Origin of the sequence: Halomonas sp. SIMBA_159 (assembly GCF_046536035.1) — a bacterium.
GTDB classification, from domain to species: domain Bacteria; phylum Pseudomonadota; class Gammaproteobacteria; order Pseudomonadales; family Halomonadaceae; genus Vreelandella; species Vreelandella venusta_A.
The window spans coordinates 40,716-62,721 of the sequence record NZ_JAWJBT010000009.1 but is presented as its reverse complement, the minus strand read 5'-3'; the positions used below and the strand labels follow the sequence as shown (position 1 = coordinate 62,721).

The window sequence follows — 22,006 nt, the reverse complement described above, 5'->3', positions numbered from 1 at the left end:
TCACGGACAGATTAAATAATGGCGTGACGAACGCGAGCCGAGACCCATTCCGACACCAGTACCGTGGCGAAAATCAACGCGAAGATAACGCTGACCTGATTCCACGCTAGGCTGTTGATGGAGGCGTTCAGCTGCAGGCCTATTCCACCTGCGCCCACCAGCCCCAGCACCGTCGATTCGCGAATATTAATATCCCAGCGGTAAACGCTGATCCCCGCAAAGGCAGGCATGATTTGCGGCAGCACGCCGTAGTTCATCACCTGCAGGCGGCTGGCGCCCGTGGCACTGATGGCTTCCACCGGTGTGGGATGGATCTCCTCAATGGCTTCATAGAGCAGCTTCCCCACAAAGCCAATCGAGCGCAGCGCGATGGCGATGATGCCCGCCAGCACGCCAGGGCCAAGAATGGTCACCAGCAGCATGGCCCAAATCAGCGAGTTGATCGAGCGCGAAGAGACGATGATGGTCAGCGCTAAGCTGCGCACGAGCGGATGCGGCGTGGTGTTACGCGCGGCTAAAAACGCCACCGGAAACGCCATCATAATGCCCAGCGCGGTACCCAAGGTGGCGATATTGAGCGTGTCCCACATGGGTTTCCAAAGCTCGCTGGCGTACTCCCAGCGGGGCGGCATCATACGGCTAATCAGGTCACTACCCTGGCGGCCAGCGTCTTCCACAAACACCCACATGGTGTTGTCAGAGATCACTTTCCAGCAGAGTAAGAACAGGCTAACGCCCGCCAGCCAAGCGAGGTACTGCAGCCACTGGGCGCGGGTGGTGCGCCGCTGCCACTGCGGCACACCGTTTGATGAAGTTGACACCGGCATGGAGAATTCCTTTTGCCTTCAGGCTTTACGTAAAGGGTTGGCAACAAGCGTGCGACGGCGCGCTACTGCGTCCAGCGACGCACATGGCTGGAGGCGTACTCACTCATCAGCACAATGGCGATGATGATTAGCAGAATGGCGGCCGAGGTGCCGTACTCGTAGCGGCTGAGCGAGGTGTTGAGCGTCGCGCCAATCCCCCCCGCCCCGACAATGCCGATCACCGACGACTCGCGGAAATTGATATCCAGCCGGTACATGGAAAGCCCGATCAAACGCGGCATCACCTGCGGCTGCACGGCGTGGTTCATGGTTTGCCACCAGCTCGCCCCGGTGGCGCGCACGGCTTCCACCTGTTTCCAATCGAGGTCTTCGATATCTTCTGCCAGCAACTTGGCCATAAAGCCGATGGTGGCAAAGGCCAACGTGAGCATGCCCGCAAAGGGGCCAAAGCCGAACATCACCACGAACAGAATGGCAATGATCACCTCTTGAAAGGTGCGCGAGACGGCGATGATGGCCCGGCATACCGCGTAGATCGGCAAGGGGGCGATATTGCGCGCAGCCCCTAGCCCAACCGGGATGGCCAGCAGAACGCCGATCACCGTCGAGGTCAGCGTCATGGTCAGGCTTTCCATTAGCCCCGCCAGAATATCGTTTTGACGGCTGACGAAGTCCGGCTGTAAAAACGCGCCGAGAAAGTTCAGCGCACGCCCGGCACCTTCCGCCACCCGCGCCCAGTTCACTTCCACCGATGCCAGCGCCAGCATCAGGTACACTACGCTACCCAGCGCCAGCGCCCAACGCAGGCAGCGGCTCTCAATCAGCGGCAGTCGCCGCCACTGGCCTTGGCGGGCGGCCTGCTGGCGGGCTTGAGCGTCCGTCGTGCTCATTGCGCGCCTCCACTCGCTAAGCGGTTCTGGCGCGGCGCATGTGGTGCTGTGGTTGCCTGCGGCGACGTAGCGTTAGACGTAGCGCCGCTGCTCTCCTCCTCGTCATCATCGGCAGGCTCAGGGGTGGTGTCCCAATCCTCTTCGCCGTAAATGGTGGTCAGCATCTCGCTGGTCAGATCGCTGGGCTTACCGTCGAAAACGATCTCCCCGGCACGCAGCCCGACAATGCGATCGGCAAACTGCTGAGCCAACGCCACATCGTGAATGTTAATGATGGCGGCCAGCTCGCGCTCGGCGCACAGCTCGCGAATCAAGCGCATGATTTGGCGGGAGGTTTTAGGGTCTAGACTCGCGGTAGGTTCATCCACCAGCAGCAGTTTAGGGCTTTGCAGCAGCGCCCGGGCAATGCCTACCCGCTGGCGCTGGCCACCCGAGAGCGCATCGGCGCGCTTATCAATCGCGTGGGGCAGGCCTACACGCTCAAGCAAGCGAAACGCTTCTGCCACGGCTTCCTGCGGGTAGCGGCGTAAAAAACTGCGCCAGAACCCTACATAGCCCAACTGGCCAGAGAGCACGTTCTCCATCACGCTCAGGCGGTCCACCAGGGCGTACTCTTGGAAAATCATTCCCATGGAGCGGCGGGCATGGCGCAGGCGGCTGCCTGAGAGTTTCGTCAGCTCCACGTCTTCCAGTCGAATGCTGCCTTGGGTGGGTTCTACCAAGCGGTTCACGCAGCGAATCAACGTGCTCTTTCCCGCGCCAGACGGGCCAATGAGGGCCATAACCTGCCCTTTCGGCAGCGAGAGCTGGATATCGGTCAGCGCGCGGTCGCCGGTAGGGTAACGCTTGCCAACGCCGGTGAGTGTCAACATGGAGGGTGCCTCAGTGTCTTATGCGTCTGTGCTTGCGTTCACAAGCACTTCTCTAATGGCTACATAGCGGCTCGGCCAGGAGGTCGCCCTCCTGGCCGAGAAAATCATGGAACGACCGATGGATTAGTCGCAGTCGTACGTCACACCGTTAGCATCGGCGATGGTACGGATCACTGACCAGTTCTCTTGGTAGGTGATCGGAATGAACTGGGCTTCACCGGAGTTGGCAAACTCGGCTTCCAGCGCACTGCCTTCCCAGTCGTAGCTGAAGAACGCGTCCTGAATCTGCTCGGCAAGCTCAGGATTCAGATTGTTCGCCAGGCCATAGGCCGTGGTGGGGAAGGTTTCCGAGGTGTAGATGACGTTGTAATCGCCTTCGCTCACCACATCGCGTGACAGCATGCGCTTGGCCACAGAGTTGGCAATGGCGGCCGCGTCGTAATCTTTGTTCACCACGCCCAGGATGGAGTTGTCGTGAGAGCCAGAGAAGGCTGTCTCGAAATCTTCACCCGCTTCCAGGCCGTACTCAGAGCGCAGCAGCGCGGAAGGAGCGCGGAAACCGGAGTTGGACGTTTCAGAGGTAAACGCTAGCTGACGACCGGCTAAGTCTTCCACCGACTCGATGCCGCTATCGGGGTAGGTGATGATTTCCATCTCGTAGCCGAAGCTACCGTCTTCAGCGGCCATCATGGCGAAGGGGCGGAAGCCACCGCAGTTGACCGCCACCGGCACGCCGCCAGTGTTGAAACCCGCCACGTGGAGACGACCGGCGCGCAGCGCTTCCTGCTGGGCAGCGTTAGACTGCACCGGGAAGAACTGGACGTTTTTACCAGTGGCTTCGCTCAGGTGATCCAGGAAACCCGCCCAAACGTCGGCATAAACGGCTGGGTCTTCTACCGGTGTGTAAGCAAACACCAGTGTATCCGGATCAACCCACTGTGACTCATCGCTGGGCACATCAGCGATCATGTCGCCGTCGTTGTCCACATAGCGCGAAGAGAGATCAGCAGAGGCAGTGACCGCTGCCAGTGCAAACGTGCCTGCGACGGCGGCGCTCAACAGCGTACGAGAAAAAGAGAGAGTGTGCATACATCACCTAAGCGAGTTAAGAAGTGTTAACGCTATAGTGGCGAGCCGATGTGACAGCATCGGGACACTCTCATGACGCCTAGATGACGAATCCATGACGACTTAACAGTCGCCGCCCACGCAGCAGCCGCGCCGTTCCACGAAGAGGCTGTTGCCTGCGATTTTCTTGGCCTGATGCTTCAGCTCCGAGAGCTGCGCAGCGATATCCAACGCCTTGCAGGGGGCGGGGTCAGTAATCGGCTTGACCGCAATCGAGACGCTCACGAAGGGGAAGAACATCACGCCGCCCTGGCGGCTTTCGATGGCAACCCCCCCCTGCAGGCGGTCGTTCTCTTCATAAAAGCCAGGGGCCATGACTTCAAAAGAGTGGAGAATCTGCCTGCACACGCCTTCCCAATGCTCCAGAGGCAGCAGCATCATAAAGTCATCGCCACCAATATGGCCGATAAAGCCCCCCGCGCTCTCTACTTGCGCCTGTAGCAATCTCGAGAGCGAGATGATCACGTGGTCGCCGCGGGCGTAACCGTAAGCATCGTTAAACGCTTTAAAGTTATCCAAATCCACGTAGGCCGCCGCAAAACCGCTGCCTTGAGATAAATAAGAAGCCAGGGTTTCGTTGATCAGAATATTGCCGGGCAGCCCGGTGAGCGGATTGGCGTGGCGCGCTTGGCGCACCTGAATCGCGGTAATCTCACGCAGCAGATCGACGATATTGCCCATCCCAAGGTACTGACCGTCGCCATCGACGATGACGAAATCTTCCTGCTCGATATCGCGGCTATCGGTGAGCTGTTGGCTCAGTGCCTCCAAGGAAAGATCTGCGTCCGCCACGATCATTTTAGGATCGGCGATCTCCAGCACGCAGCGTTTGGCATAGAGCGCATGGCTGTACTGATTGGTGAACAGCGTGAGGAACGCGTTGCGGCGCACCACCGCCACAGGAGCGCCCTCTTCAATCACCGCCACGCAGCGCAAACGAGGGTCTTCGCGAAAGCGCTCGGCCAGTGCGGGCACCGAGCAGGTGGCCGACACGCTCTCAATGGGGCGCAAAATGGAGTGCGCGGTACGCCCCGCCGGGCTTTTGAGCTGGGTAGTGGCAGGCAGAAGCGTATTGAGCTGCATGGGAGGCTGAAGGCTTGGCCGAGCGAAGTAGAAACCTTGCAGCAGCGCGAGGCCTCGGTCTAGCTCCCATAGGCAGAGGTGCTCGGCGGCGGTTTCTACGCCCTCAGCAATGAGCTGGCAGTCGAGGCTGCGCGCCACATCCAAAATGGAGCGCAAAAACTCCCGTTTGGCAGGCTCTTTATCGATTCCTGAGATAAAGTGGCGGTCAAGCTTGACGAAATCGGGCCGCAGCTCCGACCAGTGGCGCAGGCTAGAGTGCCCGGCCCCTAAATCATCCAGCGCCACCTGAAAGCCCATATCGCGGTAGTGATCCACCGCTTGGCGCATCAGTTCGTAGTCGTGAATCGGCACGTGCTCGGTCAGTTCAATGACCACGCGCTCGGGGGGCAGGCCGCTCTCTTGAATAAAGCTCATCGTCAGACCCTCGCGGAAATCACGCTCCACGATGGTCAGTGGCATTACGTTGAGAAACAGCAACCCCGGCAGTTCAAGCTCGGCAAAGCGGCGAATGGCGAGCCGCCGACACAGAAGATCCAGCTCGACCAGCAGTCCCGCCTGGGTCGCCACATCAAATAACCGTAAGGGAGAGTGCAGCGGGGATGTTTTTGGCCCGCGAATCAGCGCTTCATAGCCGTAAATGGCCTGCTGATTGGCGTCCACAATCGGCTGGAACAGCACGTGCAGCTCTTCTGCCGCAATAATTTGATTTAGCCATTGTGCTTCTTGTGCGGTCATATGCCTGCTGCCCTATCAAACGTCGACTATCCCTATGATTTGTAACGCTCCATGAGGAAGGTTCTAGGGCAGCAAGCGTGCGTCATTGTGATGACATTTGTATGACAGACAGCGGTTATCTACGGGTCGATAGGCACCTTAGGTGGTGGAAAGACCACGTCACCGCCGTTGGCATCAAGCTGGCGAATATCCGTCGGGTTGCCCTGCTCATCCAGGCTTACCAGCCCAATGCCGCTGGCGTTCCATAGCCGCTCTCCGGCGCTGGCTTGGTCTGGGTCGCGGGGGTAGATGCTGAGCTTGCGCCGCTTGGTAAACCAGTTCAGCGGCGACAGCGGCGCGTAGAGCCAGCGGTTCAAGCGGTCAAAGGTATTCAGCAGCTGCTTGGGAAAAGTGTTTTTCACCCCGCTTGACGTGATTTGCCACAGCTTTGGAGCCCGCTTCTGGCGGCGCACGACGATGTCGTAGGCAAAGGAGTAGTGAACGTCACCCGAGAGGATCACGTAGTTACCAGGGGTTTTGGAGTGCCGCCAAATGTGTAGCAGCACGTTGGCCGCGCCGCGATGCGCCATCCAGTTCTCGGCATCCACCACCAGCGGCTTACCCGCCAGGGTAAAGAGCTTTTGAATACTTTCGATCAGCTTGACGCCAAACATGGGCGCAGGCGAGACGATCACCGCGCTTTTAGTGCCCAGCAGCGCCTGCTGCATCTCCATCAGCGCCTCCCAATCCATCAAGCCTGATGGGCGGTTGGGGCTACGCTCACTGCGCCAACGGCGCGTCCGGGTGTCCAGCACGATGAGTGCGGGCGTGCCCGGCACCTGAAACTCCCAGCCCTGAAAGCGCAGCATCCGCTCAATCAAAGCATCCTGGGCACCAAGGTTCAGCGGGCCGACATCGTCAAACAGGGTGATCGCTTGATGTAGCAACGGATTAAGTTTATCGGGCGCGTTGCCCCACCCTTGGCAAAGCAGGTACGCCACCAGCGCGTTGCCGATAATACGCTTGGAGAACGGGTGGCCGTAGGCGCAGCGCTCCCAGTCGGCGGTCAGGTTCCAGTCATCGGTCACGTCGTGGTCATCAAAAATCATCAGGCTGGGCACATGGGCCATCAGCCGCGCGCACTGAGGCAGTCCCTCTACGAACGCTTCGATGATCGCCTGCTCTTCCCGGTAAGCCTCGGCCTCTTTCTCGCCTAACGCCGGGGCGTCATAGGCAATCACCTGCCACGGCGTGGGCGACCACACCAGGCAGTACATGGCGAGCATCTCAGCCAGCGTCATCAGGTGGTTCTGGGCGTTCGCCGAGGTGAATACCGGCTTTTTGACGCCGCCAAAAAAGCGCTCGCGCAGCGCCGCGTTGCTGGTGACATCCGGCAGCAGCGCTTCCCGGTGGTAGTAGCTTTCCGGGGCGTTATACAGCGCTTGGCTGTCATCGACGGTAGCGCCCTCAAGCAGCTCATCCACCAGCCCCAGGCGGGCAATCAACGCATGAACCGCCCGCAGCATGGGGCCTGCCACGTCATCCACATACACTTGGTCGCCGGTCATCAGCAGCCACGCGGGCCACTCGGTAGGGGACTCCTGGCGCTCGGCTATCCAGTGATCGGCCCGCACTAAGCCATCGGCGCTGTCATGGTGAGGTTTACGGCAGGAGCCGTGCATCAAACGGTGGTGGCGAGAGGCCAACACAAACCCTGGGTAGTCATAGCCATCGTGGCATAGCCAAGGTGCCCACTCCGGCAGGGGCTGCCACGCGCCGTCAGTTCTTTGTACCTGCAGGTCGTAGGCAATGCGGGTGTCGGTGGGCAGCGCGGTGGGCAGGCTCAGGTCAATGGCGTAAATATAGGCATGCCGTCCAATTGCCACGCACTGGTGGGCGTTGTCTAACGCGTGGGTTTGCTGCTCCTCTTGCTCTGGGTTCAGCACCAGCTGCATGGTTAGCGGACGGGTCGCTACCAGCCATAAAATCAGCCGCGACGGCGACAGCCGACGCAGCAAAGGCCCGACCAGTACGTCGGGTAACGTCGTGGCGATTTGTGTCATTTCACACCCTCTGTGCTGTGTGTTGCATCGCTCTTACGATCATTAAGTAGCGACCACAGGCAGTTCAATGACTACCTCTAAACCGCCAGACTCGGCGCGCTGTAGGCGCATCTGGCCATGATAAAGTGTGACAAGGTCGGTGACGATGGCTAACCCCAAGCCACTGCCTGAACGCTGCTCATCAAGCCGCTTGCCACGCTGGACAGCGGCTTGGCACTCTTGCGGCGTCATGCCGGGGCCATCATCGCTAACAACCAGCAACAGCATCTCGCTTTGAGCCTGCAGGCGGATATGCACATCGCTTTTGGCCCAGCGTAGGGCGTTGTCCAGCAGGTTACCCATCATCTCCTGCAGGTCCTGTCCGTCCATATGCACCCGCACGCCGCTATCCACGGTTTGGCGCAGGGTAATATGGCGGCGCTGCGCTAGCCGGGCAAGCCCAGTGATTAGCGGGGCCAGCGTGCCTTGGAGGGCCACCGGAGCAAAGCGCACGCCCTCGCCCGCAGCGGATGCCCGCGCCAGATGGTGGCGCACAGCGCTGTCGATACGCGACAGCTCGGCCTCCCAGGTATCACGACTCTCGCCTGGTAGCTGCTTGGCCAACAGCCGCATCACGCTAATCGGCGTTTTTAGGGCGTGGGCCAAGTTGCCTGCCGTGTGGCGGCCCCGTTCGATGAGCCGCTGGTCGCGCGCCAACACGGCGTTCATGGATGTAGCCAGTGTGGCCAGCTCGTCAGGCAAACGAGTATCCAACTGTTCTACACGCCCCTGCTCTACATCACGTAAGTTGGCGTTCATGCGCCGCAGCGGCGCGAGCCCCCAACGCACCTGTAGCGCCAGCACGCCTAGCAACAGCGCGCCCAGGCCTAGCAACCCCAGCCACAGCATCTGCTGAAAGGCCCGAACGTCTTCGCGCAAGTTGTCGTCACGTGCGGCGACACTGACGTGCAGCGGCGTCTCCAAAGCGCCCAAATAGATATCGCGCTCTACGACGCGCAGCTGCTGTCCACGCGGGCCTGGGAGCGTGCGGGCAGTCACCCGCTCGCTCTCCAGCACCGGCAAACGCTGATCCCATAACGACCGCGACGTTACCGAGTGGTTCGCATCGTCGGTAATCTGCCAGTACCAGCCTGAATATACGTGGTCGAAACGGGGGTCACCCAACGCGCGCTCGTAGTTGAGTTGCTCGGTGAGCGGGTCGTAGGTAACCCCAGCAATGACCACGTTGAGGGTCGCTTCCAGCCGTTCATCGAACGCGTTGACCGCAGAGGCGCGGTAGTGATGGGACAACAGCCAACCGGCCACGGGGAGTGCCAGCAGCACCATGAGCAGCACCGCCAACAGCAGGCGTAGATTGATCGAGCGGTTAGCCCAGCGCTGGTTCCAAGAGACTACATTAGCGCTCATGAATCGCTCGGTTCATCAGCTAATAGGCGATACCCCTGGCCGCGCAGCGTGGCAATGCGCCACGCGCCTAGCTTGCGACGCAACCGACTGACCTGAACATCAATGACGTTGGAGTCGGGTTCGTGATCGCGGTCGTACACGTGCTCAGAAAGCTCGCTGCGGCTGACCACTCGGGGCGCGGCATGCATTAAGTAGCTTAATAAGCGGGTTTCCTGAGCAGTTAAGCTCACGGGGCGCCCCACCAAGGTGACATGCTGGGTATGAGTATCCAGGCTAAGCTCGCCCACTTTAATCACCGGGTGTGCATGGCCATGGGTGCGGCGTACCAACGCCCGCAGGCGAAACAGCACCTCGGCGGGTTCAAACGGCTTGGTCACGTAGTCATCGGCTCCCGCGGTAAAACCAGCGGCTTTATCAGCCCAGCGTTCACGGGCCGTTAAGATCAGTACCGGCAGATCAATGCCATCCTCCCGCCAGGAAGAGAGCCAGCGAGTGCCATCGCCATCGGGCAGGCCAATATCCAAAATAACCGTATCGTACGCTTCTGTGCGCACCAAAAAGTCCGCTTCCTGGCCGTTCTCTGCCCGCTCGACGATCCAGTCGCCATCTTGCAACGCTTGACTCAGCTCACGGGCAAGCGCCTGGTCATCCTCTACCAGTAAACACTTCATCAAAAAACCCTTATGAATACACCTAATAAAGACGAGACACCGCAGGTAACCGTGTTAACGCTGCATATCGCGAATACGCACGCCTTCGATTTGCATGAGCTGTCCGCTTTGGCCATCAAACTCAAACTCTACGACCTGCCCTTGGGGGCCTAGCAGCTTAATTTCATACTCGACCAGCCCATCGTCGCGCTCGATTTCGACCTCAAGCACGTCGCCGATATAGTGAGCGTCGAGCCAGTCAAGAATGGTCTCCAACGGCACCACATCACCGCGCCGTACCTCGCTGTGCAGAGCTTCCCAGTGCTGGTCGCCGGTCGCGCTACCCATCAATACGAGGACCAGCGCCAATACCAGCCCGCCCTTATAGGGGAGCCGTTGCCAGGAGCGCTGCTTAATAGAGAGAAGAGACGTCATTTTCATAACAGTAGGATGCCAAAGGCAACATGAACGCTAGATGAACGGCTTTGTCAGGTTTAGGAAAGAACCCCGGTGATATAAATACCCTGTCGCATTCGCTGACTGACCTTCGTCAGGCATCATCCGGCAATGCATTCACTAAGCAAAGAAGGAATTTGATATGAACGCTATGAAAAAAATGCTGCTGATCCCGACCTCTGCTCTTCTGCTTGCCGCAGCTGCAAGTAGCGCCCAGGCAGATACTCAGCCGATGGACCGGATCGATGACATTCTGACCTACGCCAACGACTACGGGTTCAGCCACATCGAAGAGATCAACGTGGACGACCGTGGCCGTGTCGAAGTGGAAGGCTGGTTAGACGATGAGTGGTACGCCGATGTGGATTTCTCCATCGATAACGGCGAAAGCCTGCAAGAAGAGCGCAAGCGCCTGATTACCGGTGCCTGGGGCATGAGCGAAGAGGACATCCGCCAAGCGCTTGATGCTGCCAGCCAGGAAGGTATGACCGAATTTGAAAGCATCGATATTGATAAAAGCGGCATCATCGATGTTGAAGGCCGCGAGCAAAACGGTCGCGAGCTGGAACTGAGCCTGCGCCAGGGTTCTTTTGAAGTTACCCAGATGGATCGCGACTAATCGCTTAAGCGACCCGCTCATCCATTAGTAAAGCCTTTTGTTAGCACGTACTTGTCGGCGGGCCTTCGGGCCCGCCGCTTGCTTTGTGTCTCTTCGCTGATTAGCGGCAGTCTTGGCAGTTGCCCCGAGCCATAATCGCCTCGGCGATACGCTCGATGCCTTGCCGATAGGCTGCTTGGCGATAGGTGACTCGCTCCTCTTCCGCCCTGACCAGCGCCCGTTTGGCCTCATCGCTGAGCCGACGCTTCAGGCGCTGATTGACCTCCTCTTCTTGCCACTTCTCGCCTGAGCGGTTTTGCAGCCACTCAAAGTAGCTCACGATAACGCCACCGGTATTCGCCAACACGTCAGGCAGCACGGGCACGCCACGTTTTTCCAACGCCGCATCCGCATCGCTGGTGAGCGGTCCGTTGGCAATTTCGAGCACCGCGCCTGCCTTCACATCGCCCACGTTGCCGCTGTGCAGCTGATTTTCCAGCGCGGCCAGAACCAGCACATCGACCTGTAACGCGAGCAAATCATCGCCGGATAGCGCTTTGCCTTGATGACTTTTTGCAAGCTTGCCCTGTTGGGTTTTGTCTTTTTTAGCCGCGTCTACATCTATGCCATCGGCGTTATAAATGGCTCCGCTGGAATCCGAGACCGCCACTACTCGATAGCCGCGTTGGCTTGCCAAGCGAGCAAAATGGTAGGCCGCATTGCCGAACCCCTGCACCGCCAACGTGGTCTCTTCCGGCTTGCGCTCTTCACGCTCTGCCCACAGATCCAAGACGGTCAGTGCGCCACGTCCGGTCGCCTCTACACGCCCCGGTGAGCCGCCAAGCGACAGCGGCTTACCGGTAATAGCCGCCGGTGCCTGGGCGCGCAAAATATGTTCGTACTCATCAATCATCCAGCCCATCACGGTGGCATCGGTGTTGACATCGGGGGCAGGAATATCTCGGTCTGGGCCCATGATGTCGGCAATCGCACGAATATAGCCCCGCGCCAAGCGCTCACGCTCTAACGAAGAGAGCGCCTTGGCATCCACTTGCACGCCGCCTTTGCCGCCGCCATAGGGCAACCCCACCACGGCACACTTCACCGCCATCCAAAAGCTTAAGGTGGTCACTTCATGCTGATTCACATCAGGGTGAAAGCGCACACCGCCCTTAGCCGGGCCGAGACTGGTGTCGTACTGCACCCGCCACGCGGGAAACGCCTTCAGGCTGCCATCGTCCATGCGTACCGGAACACTCACCTGTAGCGAGAGGCTTGGCTGCATCAATCGCGCCTGGGCATCGGGGTGAATATCCAGCGCTTTAAACACCTCTTCCAGGCGCGAGCGAGCATCCTCAAACAGCGCAGCCCCTGTCTCTGGCGTTAGCTGCTGAGGCGCATTCGTGGGGGACGTTTTGGCCGAGGATTTTTTGGCTTTCGTTTTGTGCTTTTTCGACTTCGTACTGCCCATGCAACACTCCTTTGCGGTATCTAAGGGATTTTATTGGCATCGTGCGAGAATGTGTTTAGCGTAGCAGCAAGCGGCTATCTCAGTCGTATCTCAAGCCGGTTGATAGGAGAGACTTTTGACGACCTCCGCCGAAGGTGTCAGCGATGCGATATATCATACGGTGCTGCGCGATCTCGCTTGGCTGTTAGCCGCCCCCGATTTAGTCACCCTTGGCGCTTATCCTGGGAGGCCCACAGGCTTAACGCTGGGCCTTACAGACAATCACCATGCGTGGCTGACCGCTTTACTGCCCTGCGTTGAGGCACTGAATGGCAAGCGGGCAACGCGCATGGGCCACTACCATGAGCAGTTGTGGCAGCTTTTACTGGATAACGCCCCTAATACCCGCCTGCTGGCCAATAATCTGCGTATTACTCAACGCCGCACAACGCTGGGCGAGCTGGATATGCTTTATCGCACGCGGACAAACCCAGCGCCGGTGCATTTGGAAGTAGCGATCAAGTTCTATCTTGGTCTTCCCGACGGGCCAGGCGAGGCCAACAGCCAAAGCCGCTGGATTGGCCCCGGTGGTTTGGACAGTTTGGCCTTAAAGTGCAGTCATCTGCTCCATCATCAGCTACCGCTCTCACGTACTGCCACAGCGCAGGCGAATATTGCCCACTGGTTAGCGCCCAGAGATGTGGGCGAAGCGGCTGCACTAAGTGATCATCTGACCCAACAGGTCGCCATGCCCGGCGTGCTGTTTTATCCATGGCAGGCCAGCTTGCCACCACCTGCCGGAGCAACGGCCAAGCATCGGCGGGGGTGGTGGTGCCATCAATACGACTGGCCTAGCGTGGCCGAACGCTACAGCACGGCGCTAAAAGTCGCGTGGCTAGCAAAGCCCCACTGGTTAGCGCCGCCATCGCTCGACGCGTTTGGCAACGCCAATGAGCGGATGGAGGCCGTGATGGCACAGGTCAACCGCTACGGGCCGCAGCAAGTGATGCTGTACGACCCGAAGGGAGGAGAGAACTGCTGGGAAGAGAACTACTGGGAAAAGAGTTGCCAGGAAAATAGTGGCCAGGAGAGACTGCTAACGCGGCTGATGGTGGTACCCAATGATTGGCCGCGCCAGGTACCGCTACCGCCTAAGCGGCGTGGCTAACCCGTCGTTTAAACCACTACCAGGTTGTCGCGGTGGATCAGTTCGTGGGCTTCCACGTAACCAAGGATGGCTTCGATCTGGTGGCTTGGCTGGCCCGCTAGCTGACGAGCTTCGTCGGCCCCGTAGTTAACCAAGCCCTTGGCCACGCGAGTGCCCTGCTCATCCACACACAGCACCATGTCGCCGCGCTTAAAACTGCCCTGCACGTCACGCACGCCAACGGCCAGTAGGCTAGAGCCTTTGCCGCGCAGCACGTTCACCGCGCCTGCATCCAGCACCAGCGTACCGCGCACCTGAAGCTGACCCGCTAGCCAGCGCTTGCGCGCTGCCATAGGGGCTTGGTCCGGGCGCAGCAGCGTGCCGAGTGCTTCACCGTTCATCACCCGAGTAATCACCTCCGGCTGGCGGCCGCTGGCAATCACGGTTACCGCACCGGAACGCGCCGCGAGCTGAGCAGCGCGCACCTTGGTGCTCATCCCACCCCGGCCCAGCGCCCCACCGCTGCCTGCCACGGCGGCCAAACGTGGGTCGTCGGCACGCCCCTCAGCAATCAGTGTAGCGTCGGGGTTATGGCGGGGGTCGGCATCGAACAGGCCTTCTTGGTCGGTAAGGAGCACCAGCGCATCGGCTTCCAGCAGGTTCGCCACCAGCGCGCCGAGGGTGTCGTTATCGCCAAAGCGGATCTCGTCGGTGACGACGGTATCGTTTTCGTTGATCACCGGTACCACGCGCATCTCGACCAGCGTGCGCAATGCCGAGAGCGCATTCAGGTAGCGCTTGCGGTTAGAGAGGTCGTCGTGGGTGAGCAGAATCTGCGCGGTGAGCATGCCGTGGCGCGCAAAGTGCTGCTCGTAGCACTGGGTCAGGCCATTTTGGCCCACGGCGGCGGCCGCCTGAAGCTCGTGCACGGCGCTCGGGCGCGCCTGCCAGCCCAAGCGCACCATGCCGGCTGCCACCGCACCGGAGGAGACCAGCACCACCTCTTTACCCTGCTGATGCAGGGCGGCAATTTGATCCACCCAGCCGCCAATGGCCGCTTCGTCCAGACCGCGACCATCATTAGTGAGCAGCGCGCTGCCAATTTTGACCACTACCCGGCGGGCGCTACTCAGCGCCTCACGGCCCGGCAACTGCTCGTTGCTTTCCACGTCGCGACTCTCCCACGCTATTGCGCTCACGCGATTTATCCTAGCTAGTACGCCGCTGGCTTACGGGGCGTACTCCACTTCGACATCGTAATCATCGTCGTCGAAATCGTCATCGTCTTCTTCATCATCGCGCTTACGACGACGGCCAAGGCGGGCTTCGGTACGGGCCACCGACTCCTCCTCCATGCGGCGGCGCATCTCCTGCTCGCGGGCATGAGCCTCTTCGTCTTCGTTTTCTAAGCGCTGCTGCTCGGTGAGCCAGCGGTAAGCAGCTTGCACCAGCTTGTCGGTGCCTTCACTGCTGATCGCCGAAATACGGAACACGGGGCCATCCCAGTTCAGCGCATCAATGATCGCCTGGGCGCGCGCCTCACGCTCCTCTTCTGGCAGCAGGTCGAACTTATTCAGCACCAGCCAGCGAGGCCGCTCGGAGAGCGCCGGAGAGAACTGGCCAAGCTCGTGAATAATCGCCTGCGCTGCTTCCACCGGGTCGGACTCATCAAACGGCGCCACATCGACCACGTGGAACAGCAGCCGCGTGCGGGTCAGGTGCTTCAAGAAGCGCAGCCCCAGGCCAGCGCCGTCGGAGGCACCTTCAATCAGCCCCGGTACGTCGGCCATTACAAAGTGCTCGTGCATCCCCAGCTTCACCACGCCCAGGTTTGGCACCAGGGTGGTGAACGGGTAGTTGGCCACTTTGGGCTTAGCCGCCGACACCGACCGAATCAGCGTCGACTTACCGGCGTTGGGCATGCCGAGCAGGCCCACGTCTGCCATCACTTTCATTTCCAGGCGCAGGTTACGACGGTCGCCTTCGGTTCCCGGCGTGGTGCGGCGCGGTGCACGGTTGGTGGAGGATTTAAAGTGAATATTCCCCAACCCACGGCGGCCGCCTTCTGCTACCAGCACGACCTGACCAATTTCAGTCACGTCGGCAATCACCTCAAGGGTGTCTTCATCAATTACCGTGGTGCCCACCGGCACTTTTACGTGCAGGTCTTCACCAGCTTTACCGCTCATCTGGCGGCCCATGCCGCCTTGCCCATTTTCAGCTTTGTAGAAACGCTGAAATTTGAAATCAATCAAGGTGTTGAGCGAATCATCACCAATCAGATAAACGCTGCCACCGTGGCCGCCATCGCCACCATCGGGGCCACCCTTGGGCACATATTTCTCGCGGCGAAAGCTCAGACAGCCATTGCCGCCTTTACCTGCCTCAACAATAATCGAGGCTTCATCGACGAACTGCATTGGATTCTCCCGGCCGCTTCCGCCGCCCTCACTGCACTATCCCCACCCGTCTCATGCGGGCAAAAGGGATCGAAAAGACAAAAAAGCCCCGCCATGGCGGGGCTTTTCTTTCGTCATCTTCGCACTGCGTAAGTCATACCAACCCACTTACACAAAGCAACCGAGGTTGCTTAGGCAGAAACGATGCTGACGAATTTACGGTTGTTCGGACCTTTGGTCTCGAACTTCACGAAGCCGTCGTTCAGAGCGAACAGCGTGTGATCACGACCCAGGCCAACGCCAGTGCCTGCGTGGAAACGAGTGCCACGCTGACGAACGATGATGTTACCCGCGGTTGCCGCTTGGCCACCGAAGAGTTTCACACCAAGGCGTTTGGATTCGGAATCGCGACCGTTACGCGTGGAGCCGGCTGCCTTTTTATGTGCCATTGCAAAATCCTCCTAAAGGGAATTGGCTGCTTACGCAGAAATTCCGGTAATTTTGACTTCAGTGAACCACTGACGGTGGCCCTGACGCTTCATGTGGTGCTTCCGGCGACGGAATTTGATGATCGTCACTTTATCGCCACGGCCGTGGGAAACGATTTCAGCGGAAACTTTGGCACCGCTAATGAAAGGTGCGCCAATGTTTACGTCATCGCCGTCTGCAACCAGCAGCACTTCATCAAACTCAATCGTTTCGCCGGTAGCGACTTCGATTTTCTCGAGCTTGAGGGTTTGACCTTCTTGAACGCGGTACTGTTTACCACCGCTTTTAATAACTGCGTACATGTCGCTCTCCGGACTTGTCGTTAATGCCGGTTACGCCCCGCGTAACCAACGCTCATCGCCTTCCGCTCTTATCGACCTGCTGCGAGTGGCGCCTCTTTTGGCAACCATCTGACAGGGAGCATGATGAGTGGGTCGCGGATTATAACGACTATCGCTTCATACCACAAGGCCACCGGGGCTTGTCAATCTTCCAAACGCCTGCCTGGGCCTGCTTAGCGCGGCTATACCTTGACGCCTTACAGGCAGCCCCATAGCATGACTCCCACTTTCTCACCCGCCGCGATGAACGGAACCCATGACAGCCAACGTCTCCCCAACCCCGCCTGCCAGCCCTTCGCCTTCACCGCTGCACGCCGTGGTGGCCGATGACTTTGAAGCCGTCAACCGCACCATTGTTGCTCAGCTCAACTCTAAAGTGCCGCTGGTGGAAACTATTGGCCAGTACATTATTGAAAGCGGCGGTAAACGCCTGCGCCCGCTACTGGTACTGCTGGCGGCCCGCTCGTTGGGCTATGAAGGCGACAAGCATATTACCCTCGCCACGCTGATCGAGTTTATGCATACCTCCACTCTTTTGCACGACGACGTGGTGGATGAGTCGCACATGCGCCGGGGCAAAAAAACCGCCAACGACGCCTGGGGCAATGCGCCTTCCGTGCTGGTGGGTGATTTCCTCTACTCCCGCTCGTTCCAGATGATGGTGGACGTAGGCTCCATGCGCATCATGGCGATCCTATCCGGTGCCACCTGCATAATCGCGGAAGGCGAAGTGCTGCAGTTGACCAACATTGGCAATCCCAGCATTTCCGAAGCGGATTACTTCGAGACCATCCAGGGCAAAACCGCGATGCTGTTTGAAGCCGCCTCCCATAGCGGCGCGGTGCTCGCCGAAGCTACGCCGGAGCAGGAGCGCGCCCTGCAGCATTACGGCCGCTACCTGGGCCTGGCTTTCCAACTGATCGACGACTTGCTGGACTACCAAGGCGATGCCGAGGCGATGGGCAAAAACGTTGGCGACGACTTGGCCGAAGGCAAGCCCACGCTACCGCTCATTCACGCCATGGAGCGCGGCACCCCTGAGCAAGCCAAGCTGATTCGTCAGGTGATTCGTAAAGGCGGCCTTGAACAATTAGACGACGTACTGGCGATTGTTCACGACACCGGCGCGCTTGCGTACACTCGCGCACGGGCAGAAGAGATGGCGGACAAAGCACTGGCTGAGCTAGATGCCTTGCCCCCCAGCCCTTACCGCGACAGCATGGCTCAACTTGCCCGCTTAGCCGTTGATCGCAAAGCGTAACCGCCAACGCTTTTCACGTTGTACAAAGAAAGGGCGTGAAAAAGAGGCTTGAAAAAAGCCCTTCGCCTGCGTATGATTCGTCCCGTTGTTGAGCACGTCTCAGCAACTTTCGGAATATAGCTCAGCTTGGTAGAGCGCTGCCTTCGGGAGGCAGAGGTCGTAGGTTCGAATCCTGCTATTCCGACCAAGAATTTAATGAAAACGGCCACTTAGCTCTTAGAGCAGGTGGCCGTTTTTGTTTTTGCGCTACTATTTTTCGAGTGATCAGCCCAGCTGCCACCAGCGCGGCAGCTGGGCGCGCACCTTCTCTTGAGCAAAGCGGTCATCCATCAATACCACCACTCCTTCATCGTCCGGGCTGCGGATCACTCGCCCGGCGGCTTGCACCACTTTAATCATCCCTGGAATACGGTAAGTGTAGTCATCACCTTGGCCGAAACGTGTTTGCAGGCGCGCTTTTAGCGCTTCGTTGAAATCGTTAAATGGCGGCAAACCTAATGTGGCCACAAAAGCACCGATTAACCGATCACCGGGAAGGTCAATGCCCTCCGCGAAGGCACCGCCCAACACTGCAAAACCGATGCCTTTACCGCCGGGCGTAAAGCGCGCCAAAAACGCCTCGCGCTCGGCTTCCTGCATACTGCGCGTTTGCGCAAACACCGGAATCTCAGGGTGCGCCTGCTCAAACGCATGCATCACCTGTTCTAGGTAAGCAAAGCTGCTGAAAAAGGCTAAATAGTGGCCCGGCGAGCGCAGGTACTGCTCTGCCAGCGTAGCGACGATGGGAAGTACCGACGCAACACGATGATGATAGCGCGTAGAAATGTCCGTACGTAGCTGCACCTCTAGCTGGCGGGCGACAAAGGGCGAATCCACCTCGCGCCATACGCTCTGTTCGGGCAGGCCCAGCAGGTCACGGTAGTAATGGAAAGGCGACAGCGTGGCGGAAAACAGCACCGTGCAGTGAGCGCGCTTAAAGCGCGGGGCGAGAAAGTCCGCCGGGATCACATTGCGTAGCCCAAGCACCGCACTTCCTTTGCCCTGACTTTCCAGATCACAGAGGGAATGATCGCCAAATGATTCCGCCAAGCGGCAGAACGCCAGCGCTTCAAACAGCAGCTCTTGAAGCGCCTGATTCGCCCCTTCGGGGTGCTCCACGAGATAATCAGTGATTGTCCCGGCCAGGGTATGCAGCGCGCTCACCAGCTTGGTGGGCAGCGTTTCTAGCAAGTGGTAACGCCGTTCCGGCGCTTGGGCGGCTGCCTCTTTGTTGAGCGCCTGCCACTGCCTGCCCACGCGGGCCAGCGGTTTGGCTAAGGCGGGCGGGGAGTGTCGCCTCAGGTAGCTCAAACGCTGCTGGGAGAGCGCGGCGCTGTACATGCCACGGGCACGCTCCACCAGGTTATGCGCCTCATCTACCAACAGCCCTACTCGCCAGTCGTTAGCTTGAGCAAGCCCGTGCAGCAGCGCGTGGCTATCGAACCAGTGGTTTACATCCCCCACCGCCACATCGGCCCAGCGGGCCAGCTCCTGGCCTAAGTAGTAGGGGCAGACCTGATGCGCCAGCGCCACCTCCCGCAGCGCATCGCGCGCTAGCCAACTTTGTTCCACCGCCGCTTGTCGGGCAGCGGGCAGGCGGTCGTAAAACCCTTTTGCCAGAGGGCAAGTATCGCCCTGGCAGGCGGTACCGGGGTACTCGCAGGCTTTATCGCGGGCGACGAGCTCCAGCACTCGTAGCGGCTGGGCAGGAACCTCTAGACTCGCCAAAGCATCGAGCGCAAGGCGGCGGCCAGGGGTTTTCATAGTGAGAAAAGCGATGCGGTCGAGCCGCTGGCGGGGCATCGCAGAGAGCATGGGAAACAGCGTGCCCAGGGTTTTGCCAATGCCGGTGGGCGCTTGGGCCAGCAGGCAGCGCCCGGTGCTGGCGGCTTTGAACACATCTTCGGCCAACGCGCGCTGGCCTGGGCGAAAATCCACGTGGGGAAAGGTCAGCGTGGCGAGCCACGCATCGCGGCGTTCGCGGTGGGCAGCCTCCTGCTCGGCCCAGGATAAAAAGCGCTGGCACTGGTCGGCAAAAAACGCCGCTAGCTCGTCGGCACGGGCATCAAGCGTCAGCCGGGTTTCCTGGCCGCTGGCAATATCCAGGTACACCAGCGCTAGCGTGATGTGCGAAAGGCCGCGCTCGGCGCAGAGCAGCGCGCCGTATACCTTCACCTGGGCCCAGTGCAGTGCGCGCTGGTTATCCGCCATACGCGCCAGGCTGCTGCGATGGGTTTTAACCTCTTCAACGCAATTCGCCGCCACATCGAAGCCATCGGCGCGGCCCGCCACGCGTAGCCCCTGATGCTCGCCGGAGAGCGGTAATTCGGCCAGGTAGCCCGCTATGTTTTCCCGACGTTTGGCCACTAACGCGTGGCCTTCAATGCCCTCTTGGGCGCTGGGCGCGGGGGTAAAACGGTGGTCGAGGTCGCCTTGGCGTGCGGTGAAGTCGCACAGCGTACGCACTGCGACCCGATAGCGGCTCATGAAGTAGGCTGCCAGCGCACGTGGCACACCTCGACCAGCATGTCGTGACGGCAGAAGAAATCAATCCAGCGGCGCTGGTTATCCTGCAGACGGTCACCGGGGCCTTTCACTTCGATCATGCGGTAGCGAGGCTCCCCGGCGGGCGCATCGGGCATTAGCTGAATAAGATCCGGCAGGCCCGCTCGGTTGTGCTTTAGGTCACTCAGCAAGCGGGTAAAGCAGGCGCGCAGGTGCGCGGCGGGCAGGCAGCTAAGCGCGGCTGTTAACAGCGACTCGCTCAGGATACCCCAGTGCACAAACGGGGAGGTAATGCCCTGCTTAGCCTGCCAGGTCGCCCGCATCGTCTCGCGGTAGCGCCCGTCGTCTAGCTGCGCCAGGCAGGCGTCGATCTCGGCTTGGCGCTGGCGAACGAAGTCCTCGCGGTACAAATCCGCTGGCCCACTGTGAAACGGGTGAAAAAACGCCCCTGGCAGGGGTTTGAAAATCGCCGGCCAGAGCAGCAGGCCAAAAAGCCCGGTGATCAGGCTGTTTTCCACATAGAACACTGGAGCGCTGGCGGTGGATAAGTGCTCGGCAACGGCACGCTCTACCGATTGAGGGCCAGGAAGCTCCAACACGTAGGTCGGGGCCTCGGCTGCTTTCACGGCCTGGGGTGCGGGCTGGTTCAGCTTGCGCGCCAAGCGCGGCAACAAGCGCCCAAGCGCTTGGGTTTCGCTCTCTCTCGCCTGCCCCAGCGCGGCCTGGGCCAGCTCGTACCCCTCCTGGTAACGGCCTAACCGCTCTAACACCCGCAGCCTGCGAATGCGTGCCTCGCTGTTATTCGATTCGGCGTAAAGCAAAAGCGCTTGTTCTGCTTCACCGCTGCGTTCCGCCGTTTGCCCCAGGGTAAGCAGCAGCCGCGAGCGGCGTGCGTCTAGCCAACGGTTGTTGGAGGCCGCGGGCACTTCTGTGGCCAGCCGCTCAGGCAGCTCACCGTTTTCTAGGCGTTCGCGCAGGTGGTGTAGTGCCAGGTAGGTGTCCACCTCATCTCGATGCTGAAACGCCCGTGATTCGGCGGTCAGAGGCACCTGTTCAAAACGCTGCAAGCCAAGCTCGGTGAGCACAAATTCGGCCCAGTCCTGGCGCAGGTTGCCAAAGAACATCAGCCGCAGACGGTCGCACAGCGCCATGATATTAAGACGCACGATGTTCGTCGTGGCGGCAGGCCACCATTGGCGTAAGGGTTGCGAATCGGTAAGCACCGGCGTTATCGCGGCCTGGAGCGCGCTCTTTGTGGCCTTGGGCGGCAGGTTTAATGTACGCAGCTGGCGGCTCAAGGCGAGGCGCAGCTCGCTAAGGCGCAGCAGCCGACATAGCTCATCCACGTTTAACGGCGGCGCGTCGTCCACCCAGCCCAACGCCAGCAGCGGCGCTAACGCCTGCGCAGTGTCACCAATTTCGGCATAGCTTAATTTATCAATACGAAACAGCTCGCCTTTGCGCATGACCATACGCACCAACAGCGCTTGAGACGGCTGGGGCAGCGCCTGCCATTGCTGGAGCAGATCGCGTTCCTCTGCGCTCAGCAGATCACTATGGCGAGACTGCACCCACGCGACAACGTAGCGAAAATTCACTAAGTAATAGAAAGGGTCATCTAACGAGGCGGTGGCCGGAGCGGCAAGAGCACTGTGCATGCATCCATTGTAACAGTGCTTATTGGGGC

Annotated in this window: 19 protein-coding genes and 1 tRNA gene; 4 read left to right on the top strand and 16 right to left on the bottom strand. The window is 59.7% G+C overall.

Annotation, left to right across the window (positions count from 1 at the left end; genetic code table 11):
- Positions 1 to 11: 11 nt before the first annotated feature.
- From phnE (R0J87_RS07425) to R0J87_RS07385, 9 genes are all read right to left on the bottom strand, one after another.
- Complete coding sequence (phnE, locus tag R0J87_RS07425) at positions 12 to 827, bottom strand: phosphonate ABC transporter, permease protein PhnE (protein WP_399843931.1); 816 nt, start codon at positions 825 to 827, stop codon at positions 12 to 14.
- A 62-nt stretch (positions 828 to 889) separates the two neighbouring features.
- The gene (gene phnE, locus R0J87_RS07420; RefSeq protein WP_498885323.1) at positions 890 to 1,717 is read right to left on the bottom strand and encodes a phosphonate ABC transporter, permease protein PhnE; all 828 of its coding nucleotides are present in this window, start codon (positions 1,715 to 1,717) and stop codon (positions 890 to 892) included.
- Complete coding sequence (phnC, locus tag R0J87_RS07415; protein ID WP_498885322.1) at positions 1,714 to 2,589, bottom strand: phosphonate ABC transporter ATP-binding protein; 876 nt, start codon at positions 2,587 to 2,589, stop codon at positions 1,714 to 1,716. Before phnC ends, phnE (R0J87_RS07420) begins: the two co-directional genes overlap by 4 nt.
- Before the next feature lie 123 nt (positions 2,590 to 2,712).
- A complete protein-coding gene (gene phnD / locus R0J87_RS07410; RefSeq protein ID WP_404344586.1) occupies positions 2,713 to 3,678 on the bottom strand; it encodes a phosphate/phosphite/phosphonate ABC transporter substrate-binding protein in 966 nt (321 codons plus the stop codon).
- Positions 3,679 to 3,780: 102 nt separating this feature from the next.
- Positions 3,781 to 5,535 (bottom strand): bifunctional diguanylate cyclase/phosphodiesterase, encoded by a 1,755-nt coding sequence (locus R0J87_RS07405; RefSeq protein WP_498885320.1) that lies wholly within the window; start codon positions 5,533 to 5,535, stop codon positions 3,781 to 3,783.
- Positions 5,536 to 5,654: 119 nt separating this feature from the next.
- The gene (locus tag R0J87_RS07400) at positions 5,655 to 7,577 is read right to left on the bottom strand and encodes an alkaline phosphatase D family protein (RefSeq protein ID WP_498885319.1); all 1,923 of its coding nucleotides are present in this window, start codon (positions 7,575 to 7,577) and stop codon (positions 5,655 to 5,657) included.
- Positions 7,578 to 7,619: 42 nt separating this feature from the next.
- The gene (locus R0J87_RS07395; RefSeq protein ID WP_498885318.1) at positions 7,620 to 8,984 is read right to left on the bottom strand and encodes a sensor histidine kinase; all 1,365 of its coding nucleotides are present in this window, start codon (positions 8,982 to 8,984) and stop codon (positions 7,620 to 7,622) included.
- The gene (locus R0J87_RS07390; protein ID WP_498885317.1) at positions 8,981 to 9,655 is read right to left on the bottom strand and encodes a winged helix-turn-helix domain-containing protein; all 675 of its coding nucleotides are present in this window, start codon (positions 9,653 to 9,655) and stop codon (positions 8,981 to 8,983) included. The genes R0J87_RS07395 and R0J87_RS07390 overlap by 4 nt, the downstream gene beginning before the upstream one ends.
- Before the next feature lie 54 nt (positions 9,656 to 9,709).
- Positions 9,710 to 10,075: a PepSY domain-containing protein gene (locus R0J87_RS07385; RefSeq protein WP_392567175.1), complete on the bottom strand. Its 366-nt coding sequence runs from the start codon at positions 10,073 to 10,075 to the stop codon at positions 9,710 to 9,712.
- A gap of 157 nt (positions 10,076 to 10,232) precedes the next feature.
- Between R0J87_RS07385 and R0J87_RS07380 the strand changes: the two genes are divergently transcribed.
- Positions 10,233 to 10,709 carry a PepSY domain-containing protein gene (locus tag R0J87_RS07380; RefSeq protein WP_404464873.1) on the top strand — a complete coding sequence of 159 codons (477 nt, stop codon included), beginning with the start codon at positions 10,233 to 10,235 and terminating at the stop codon, positions 10,707 to 10,709.
- Between the two features lie 100 nt (positions 10,710 to 10,809).
- On the opposite strand, the gene R0J87_RS07375 is transcribed toward R0J87_RS07380, so the two are convergent.
- On the bottom strand, positions 10,810 to 12,159 hold the full coding sequence (locus R0J87_RS07375) for a Glu/Leu/Phe/Val family dehydrogenase (RefSeq protein ID WP_498885314.1): 1,350 nt from the start codon (positions 12,157 to 12,159) through the stop codon (positions 10,810 to 10,812).
- Between the two features lie 115 nt (positions 12,160 to 12,274).
- On the opposite strand from R0J87_RS07375, the gene R0J87_RS07370 reads away from it, so the two are divergent.
- Complete coding sequence (locus R0J87_RS07370; RefSeq protein WP_498885313.1) at positions 12,275 to 13,306, top strand: DUF1853 family protein; 1,032 nt, start codon at positions 12,275 to 12,277, stop codon at positions 13,304 to 13,306.
- A gap of 8 nt (positions 13,307 to 13,314) precedes the next feature.
- Here R0J87_RS07370 and proB read toward each other — a convergent pair whose 3' ends face one another.
- The 4 genes from proB to rplU form a co-directional block, all read right to left on the bottom strand.
- Entirely contained in the window at positions 13,315 to 14,454 is a 1,140-nt protein-coding gene (gene proB / locus R0J87_RS07365; RefSeq protein ID WP_188640173.1) for a glutamate 5-kinase, read from the bottom strand.
- Between the two features lie 60 nt (positions 14,455 to 14,514).
- Positions 14,515 to 15,705 (bottom strand): Obg family GTPase CgtA, encoded by a 1,191-nt coding sequence (cgtA, locus tag R0J87_RS07360; RefSeq protein WP_089674895.1) that lies wholly within the window; start codon positions 15,703 to 15,705, stop codon positions 14,515 to 14,517.
- Positions 15,706 to 15,875: 170 nt separating this feature from the next.
- Positions 15,876 to 16,133 carry a 50S ribosomal protein L27 gene (gene rpmA / locus R0J87_RS07355; protein ID WP_030071394.1) on the bottom strand — a complete coding sequence of 86 codons (258 nt, stop codon included), beginning with the start codon at positions 16,131 to 16,133 and terminating at the stop codon, positions 15,876 to 15,878.
- A gap of 30 nt (positions 16,134 to 16,163) precedes the next feature.
- Entirely contained in the window at positions 16,164 to 16,475 is a 312-nt protein-coding gene (gene rplU / locus R0J87_RS07350) for a 50S ribosomal protein L21 (protein WP_016915863.1), read from the bottom strand.
- Between the two features lie 295 nt (positions 16,476 to 16,770).
- Here rplU and ispB point away from each other — a divergent pair, with 295 nt between their 5' ends.
- Positions 16,771 to 17,775, top strand: a complete 1,005-nt coding sequence (gene ispB / locus R0J87_RS07345; RefSeq protein ID WP_404464869.1) for an octaprenyl diphosphate synthase — start codon at positions 16,771 to 16,773, stop codon at positions 17,773 to 17,775.
- Between the two features lie 110 nt (positions 17,776 to 17,885).
- A tRNA-Pro gene (locus R0J87_RS07340) sits at positions 17,886 to 17,962 on the top strand.
- A gap of 77 nt (positions 17,963 to 18,039) precedes the next feature.
- Here the strand turns inward: R0J87_RS07340 and R0J87_RS07335 are convergent.
- Both R0J87_RS07335 and R0J87_RS07330 read right to left on the bottom strand, forming a co-directional pair.
- Positions 18,040 to 20,301 (bottom strand): ATP-dependent DNA helicase, encoded by a 2,262-nt coding sequence (locus R0J87_RS07335; RefSeq protein ID WP_498885406.1) that lies wholly within the window; start codon positions 20,299 to 20,301, stop codon positions 18,040 to 18,042.
- Positions 20,298 to 21,977, bottom strand: coding sequence for a VRR-NUC domain-containing protein (locus R0J87_RS07330; RefSeq protein ID WP_498885310.1), 1,680 nt, complete (start codon positions 21,975 to 21,977; stop codon positions 20,298 to 20,300). Before R0J87_RS07330 ends, R0J87_RS07335 begins: the two co-directional genes overlap by 4 nt.
- Positions 21,978 to 22,006 lie beyond the last annotated feature (29 nt).

Excerpts from the sequence above, each read along its gene's own strand:
- phnE (WP_399843931.1), bottom strand. The coding sequence starts at position 827 with ATGCCGGTGTCAACTTCATCAAACGGTGTGCCGCAGTGGCAGCGGCGC.
- phnE (WP_498885323.1), bottom strand. The coding sequence starts at position 1,717 with ATGAGCACGACGGACGCTCAAGCCCGCCAGCAGGCCGCCCGCCAAGGC.
- phnC (WP_498885322.1), bottom strand. The coding sequence starts at position 2,589 with ATGTTGACACTCACCGGCGTTGGCAAGCGTTACCCTACCGGCGACCGC.
- phnD (WP_404344586.1), bottom strand. The coding sequence starts at position 3,678 with ATGCACACTCTCTCTTTTTCTCGTACGCTGTTGAGCGCCGCCGTCGCA.
- R0J87_RS07405 (WP_498885320.1), bottom strand. The coding sequence starts at position 5,535 with ATGACCGCACAAGAAGCACAATGGCTAAATCAAATTATTGCGGCAGAA.
- R0J87_RS07400 (WP_498885319.1), bottom strand. The coding sequence starts at position 7,577 with ATGACACAAATCGCCACGACGTTACCCGACGTACTGGTCGGGCCTTTG.
- R0J87_RS07395 (WP_498885318.1), bottom strand. The coding sequence starts at position 8,984 with ATGAGCGCTAATGTAGTCTCTTGGAACCAGCGCTGGGCTAACCGCTCG.
- R0J87_RS07390 (WP_498885317.1), bottom strand. The coding sequence starts at position 9,655 with ATGAAGTGTTTACTGGTAGAGGATGACCAGGCGCTTGCCCGTGAGCTG.
- R0J87_RS07385 (WP_392567175.1), bottom strand. The coding sequence starts at position 10,075 with ATGAAAATGACGTCTCTTCTCTCTATTAAGCAGCGCTCCTGGCAACGG.
- R0J87_RS07380 (WP_404464873.1), top strand. The coding sequence starts at position 10,233 with ATGAACGCTATGAAAAAAATGCTGCTGATCCCGACCTCTGCTCTTCTG.
- R0J87_RS07375 (WP_498885314.1), bottom strand. The coding sequence starts at position 12,159 with ATGGGCAGTACGAAGTCGAAAAAGCACAAAACGAAAGCCAAAAAATCC.
- cgtA (WP_089674895.1), bottom strand. The coding sequence starts at position 15,705 with ATGCAGTTCGTCGATGAAGCCTCGATTATTGTTGAGGCAGGTAAAGGC.
- rpmA (WP_030071394.1), bottom strand. The coding sequence starts at position 16,133 with ATGGCACATAAAAAGGCAGCCGGCTCCACGCGTAACGGTCGCGATTCC.
- rplU (WP_016915863.1), bottom strand. The coding sequence starts at position 16,475 with ATGTACGCAGTTATTAAAAGCGGTGGTAAACAGTACCGCGTTCAAGAA.
- ispB (WP_404464869.1), top strand. The coding sequence starts at position 16,771 with ATGACAGCCAACGTCTCCCCAACCCCGCCTGCCAGCCCTTCGCCTTCA.
- R0J87_RS07335 (WP_498885406.1), bottom strand. The coding sequence starts at position 20,301 with ATGAGCCGCTATCGGGTCGCAGTGCGTACGCTGTGCGACTTCACCGCA.
- R0J87_RS07330 (WP_498885310.1), bottom strand. The coding sequence starts at position 21,977 with ATGCACAGTGCTCTTGCCGCTCCGGCCACCGCCTCGTTAGATGACCCT.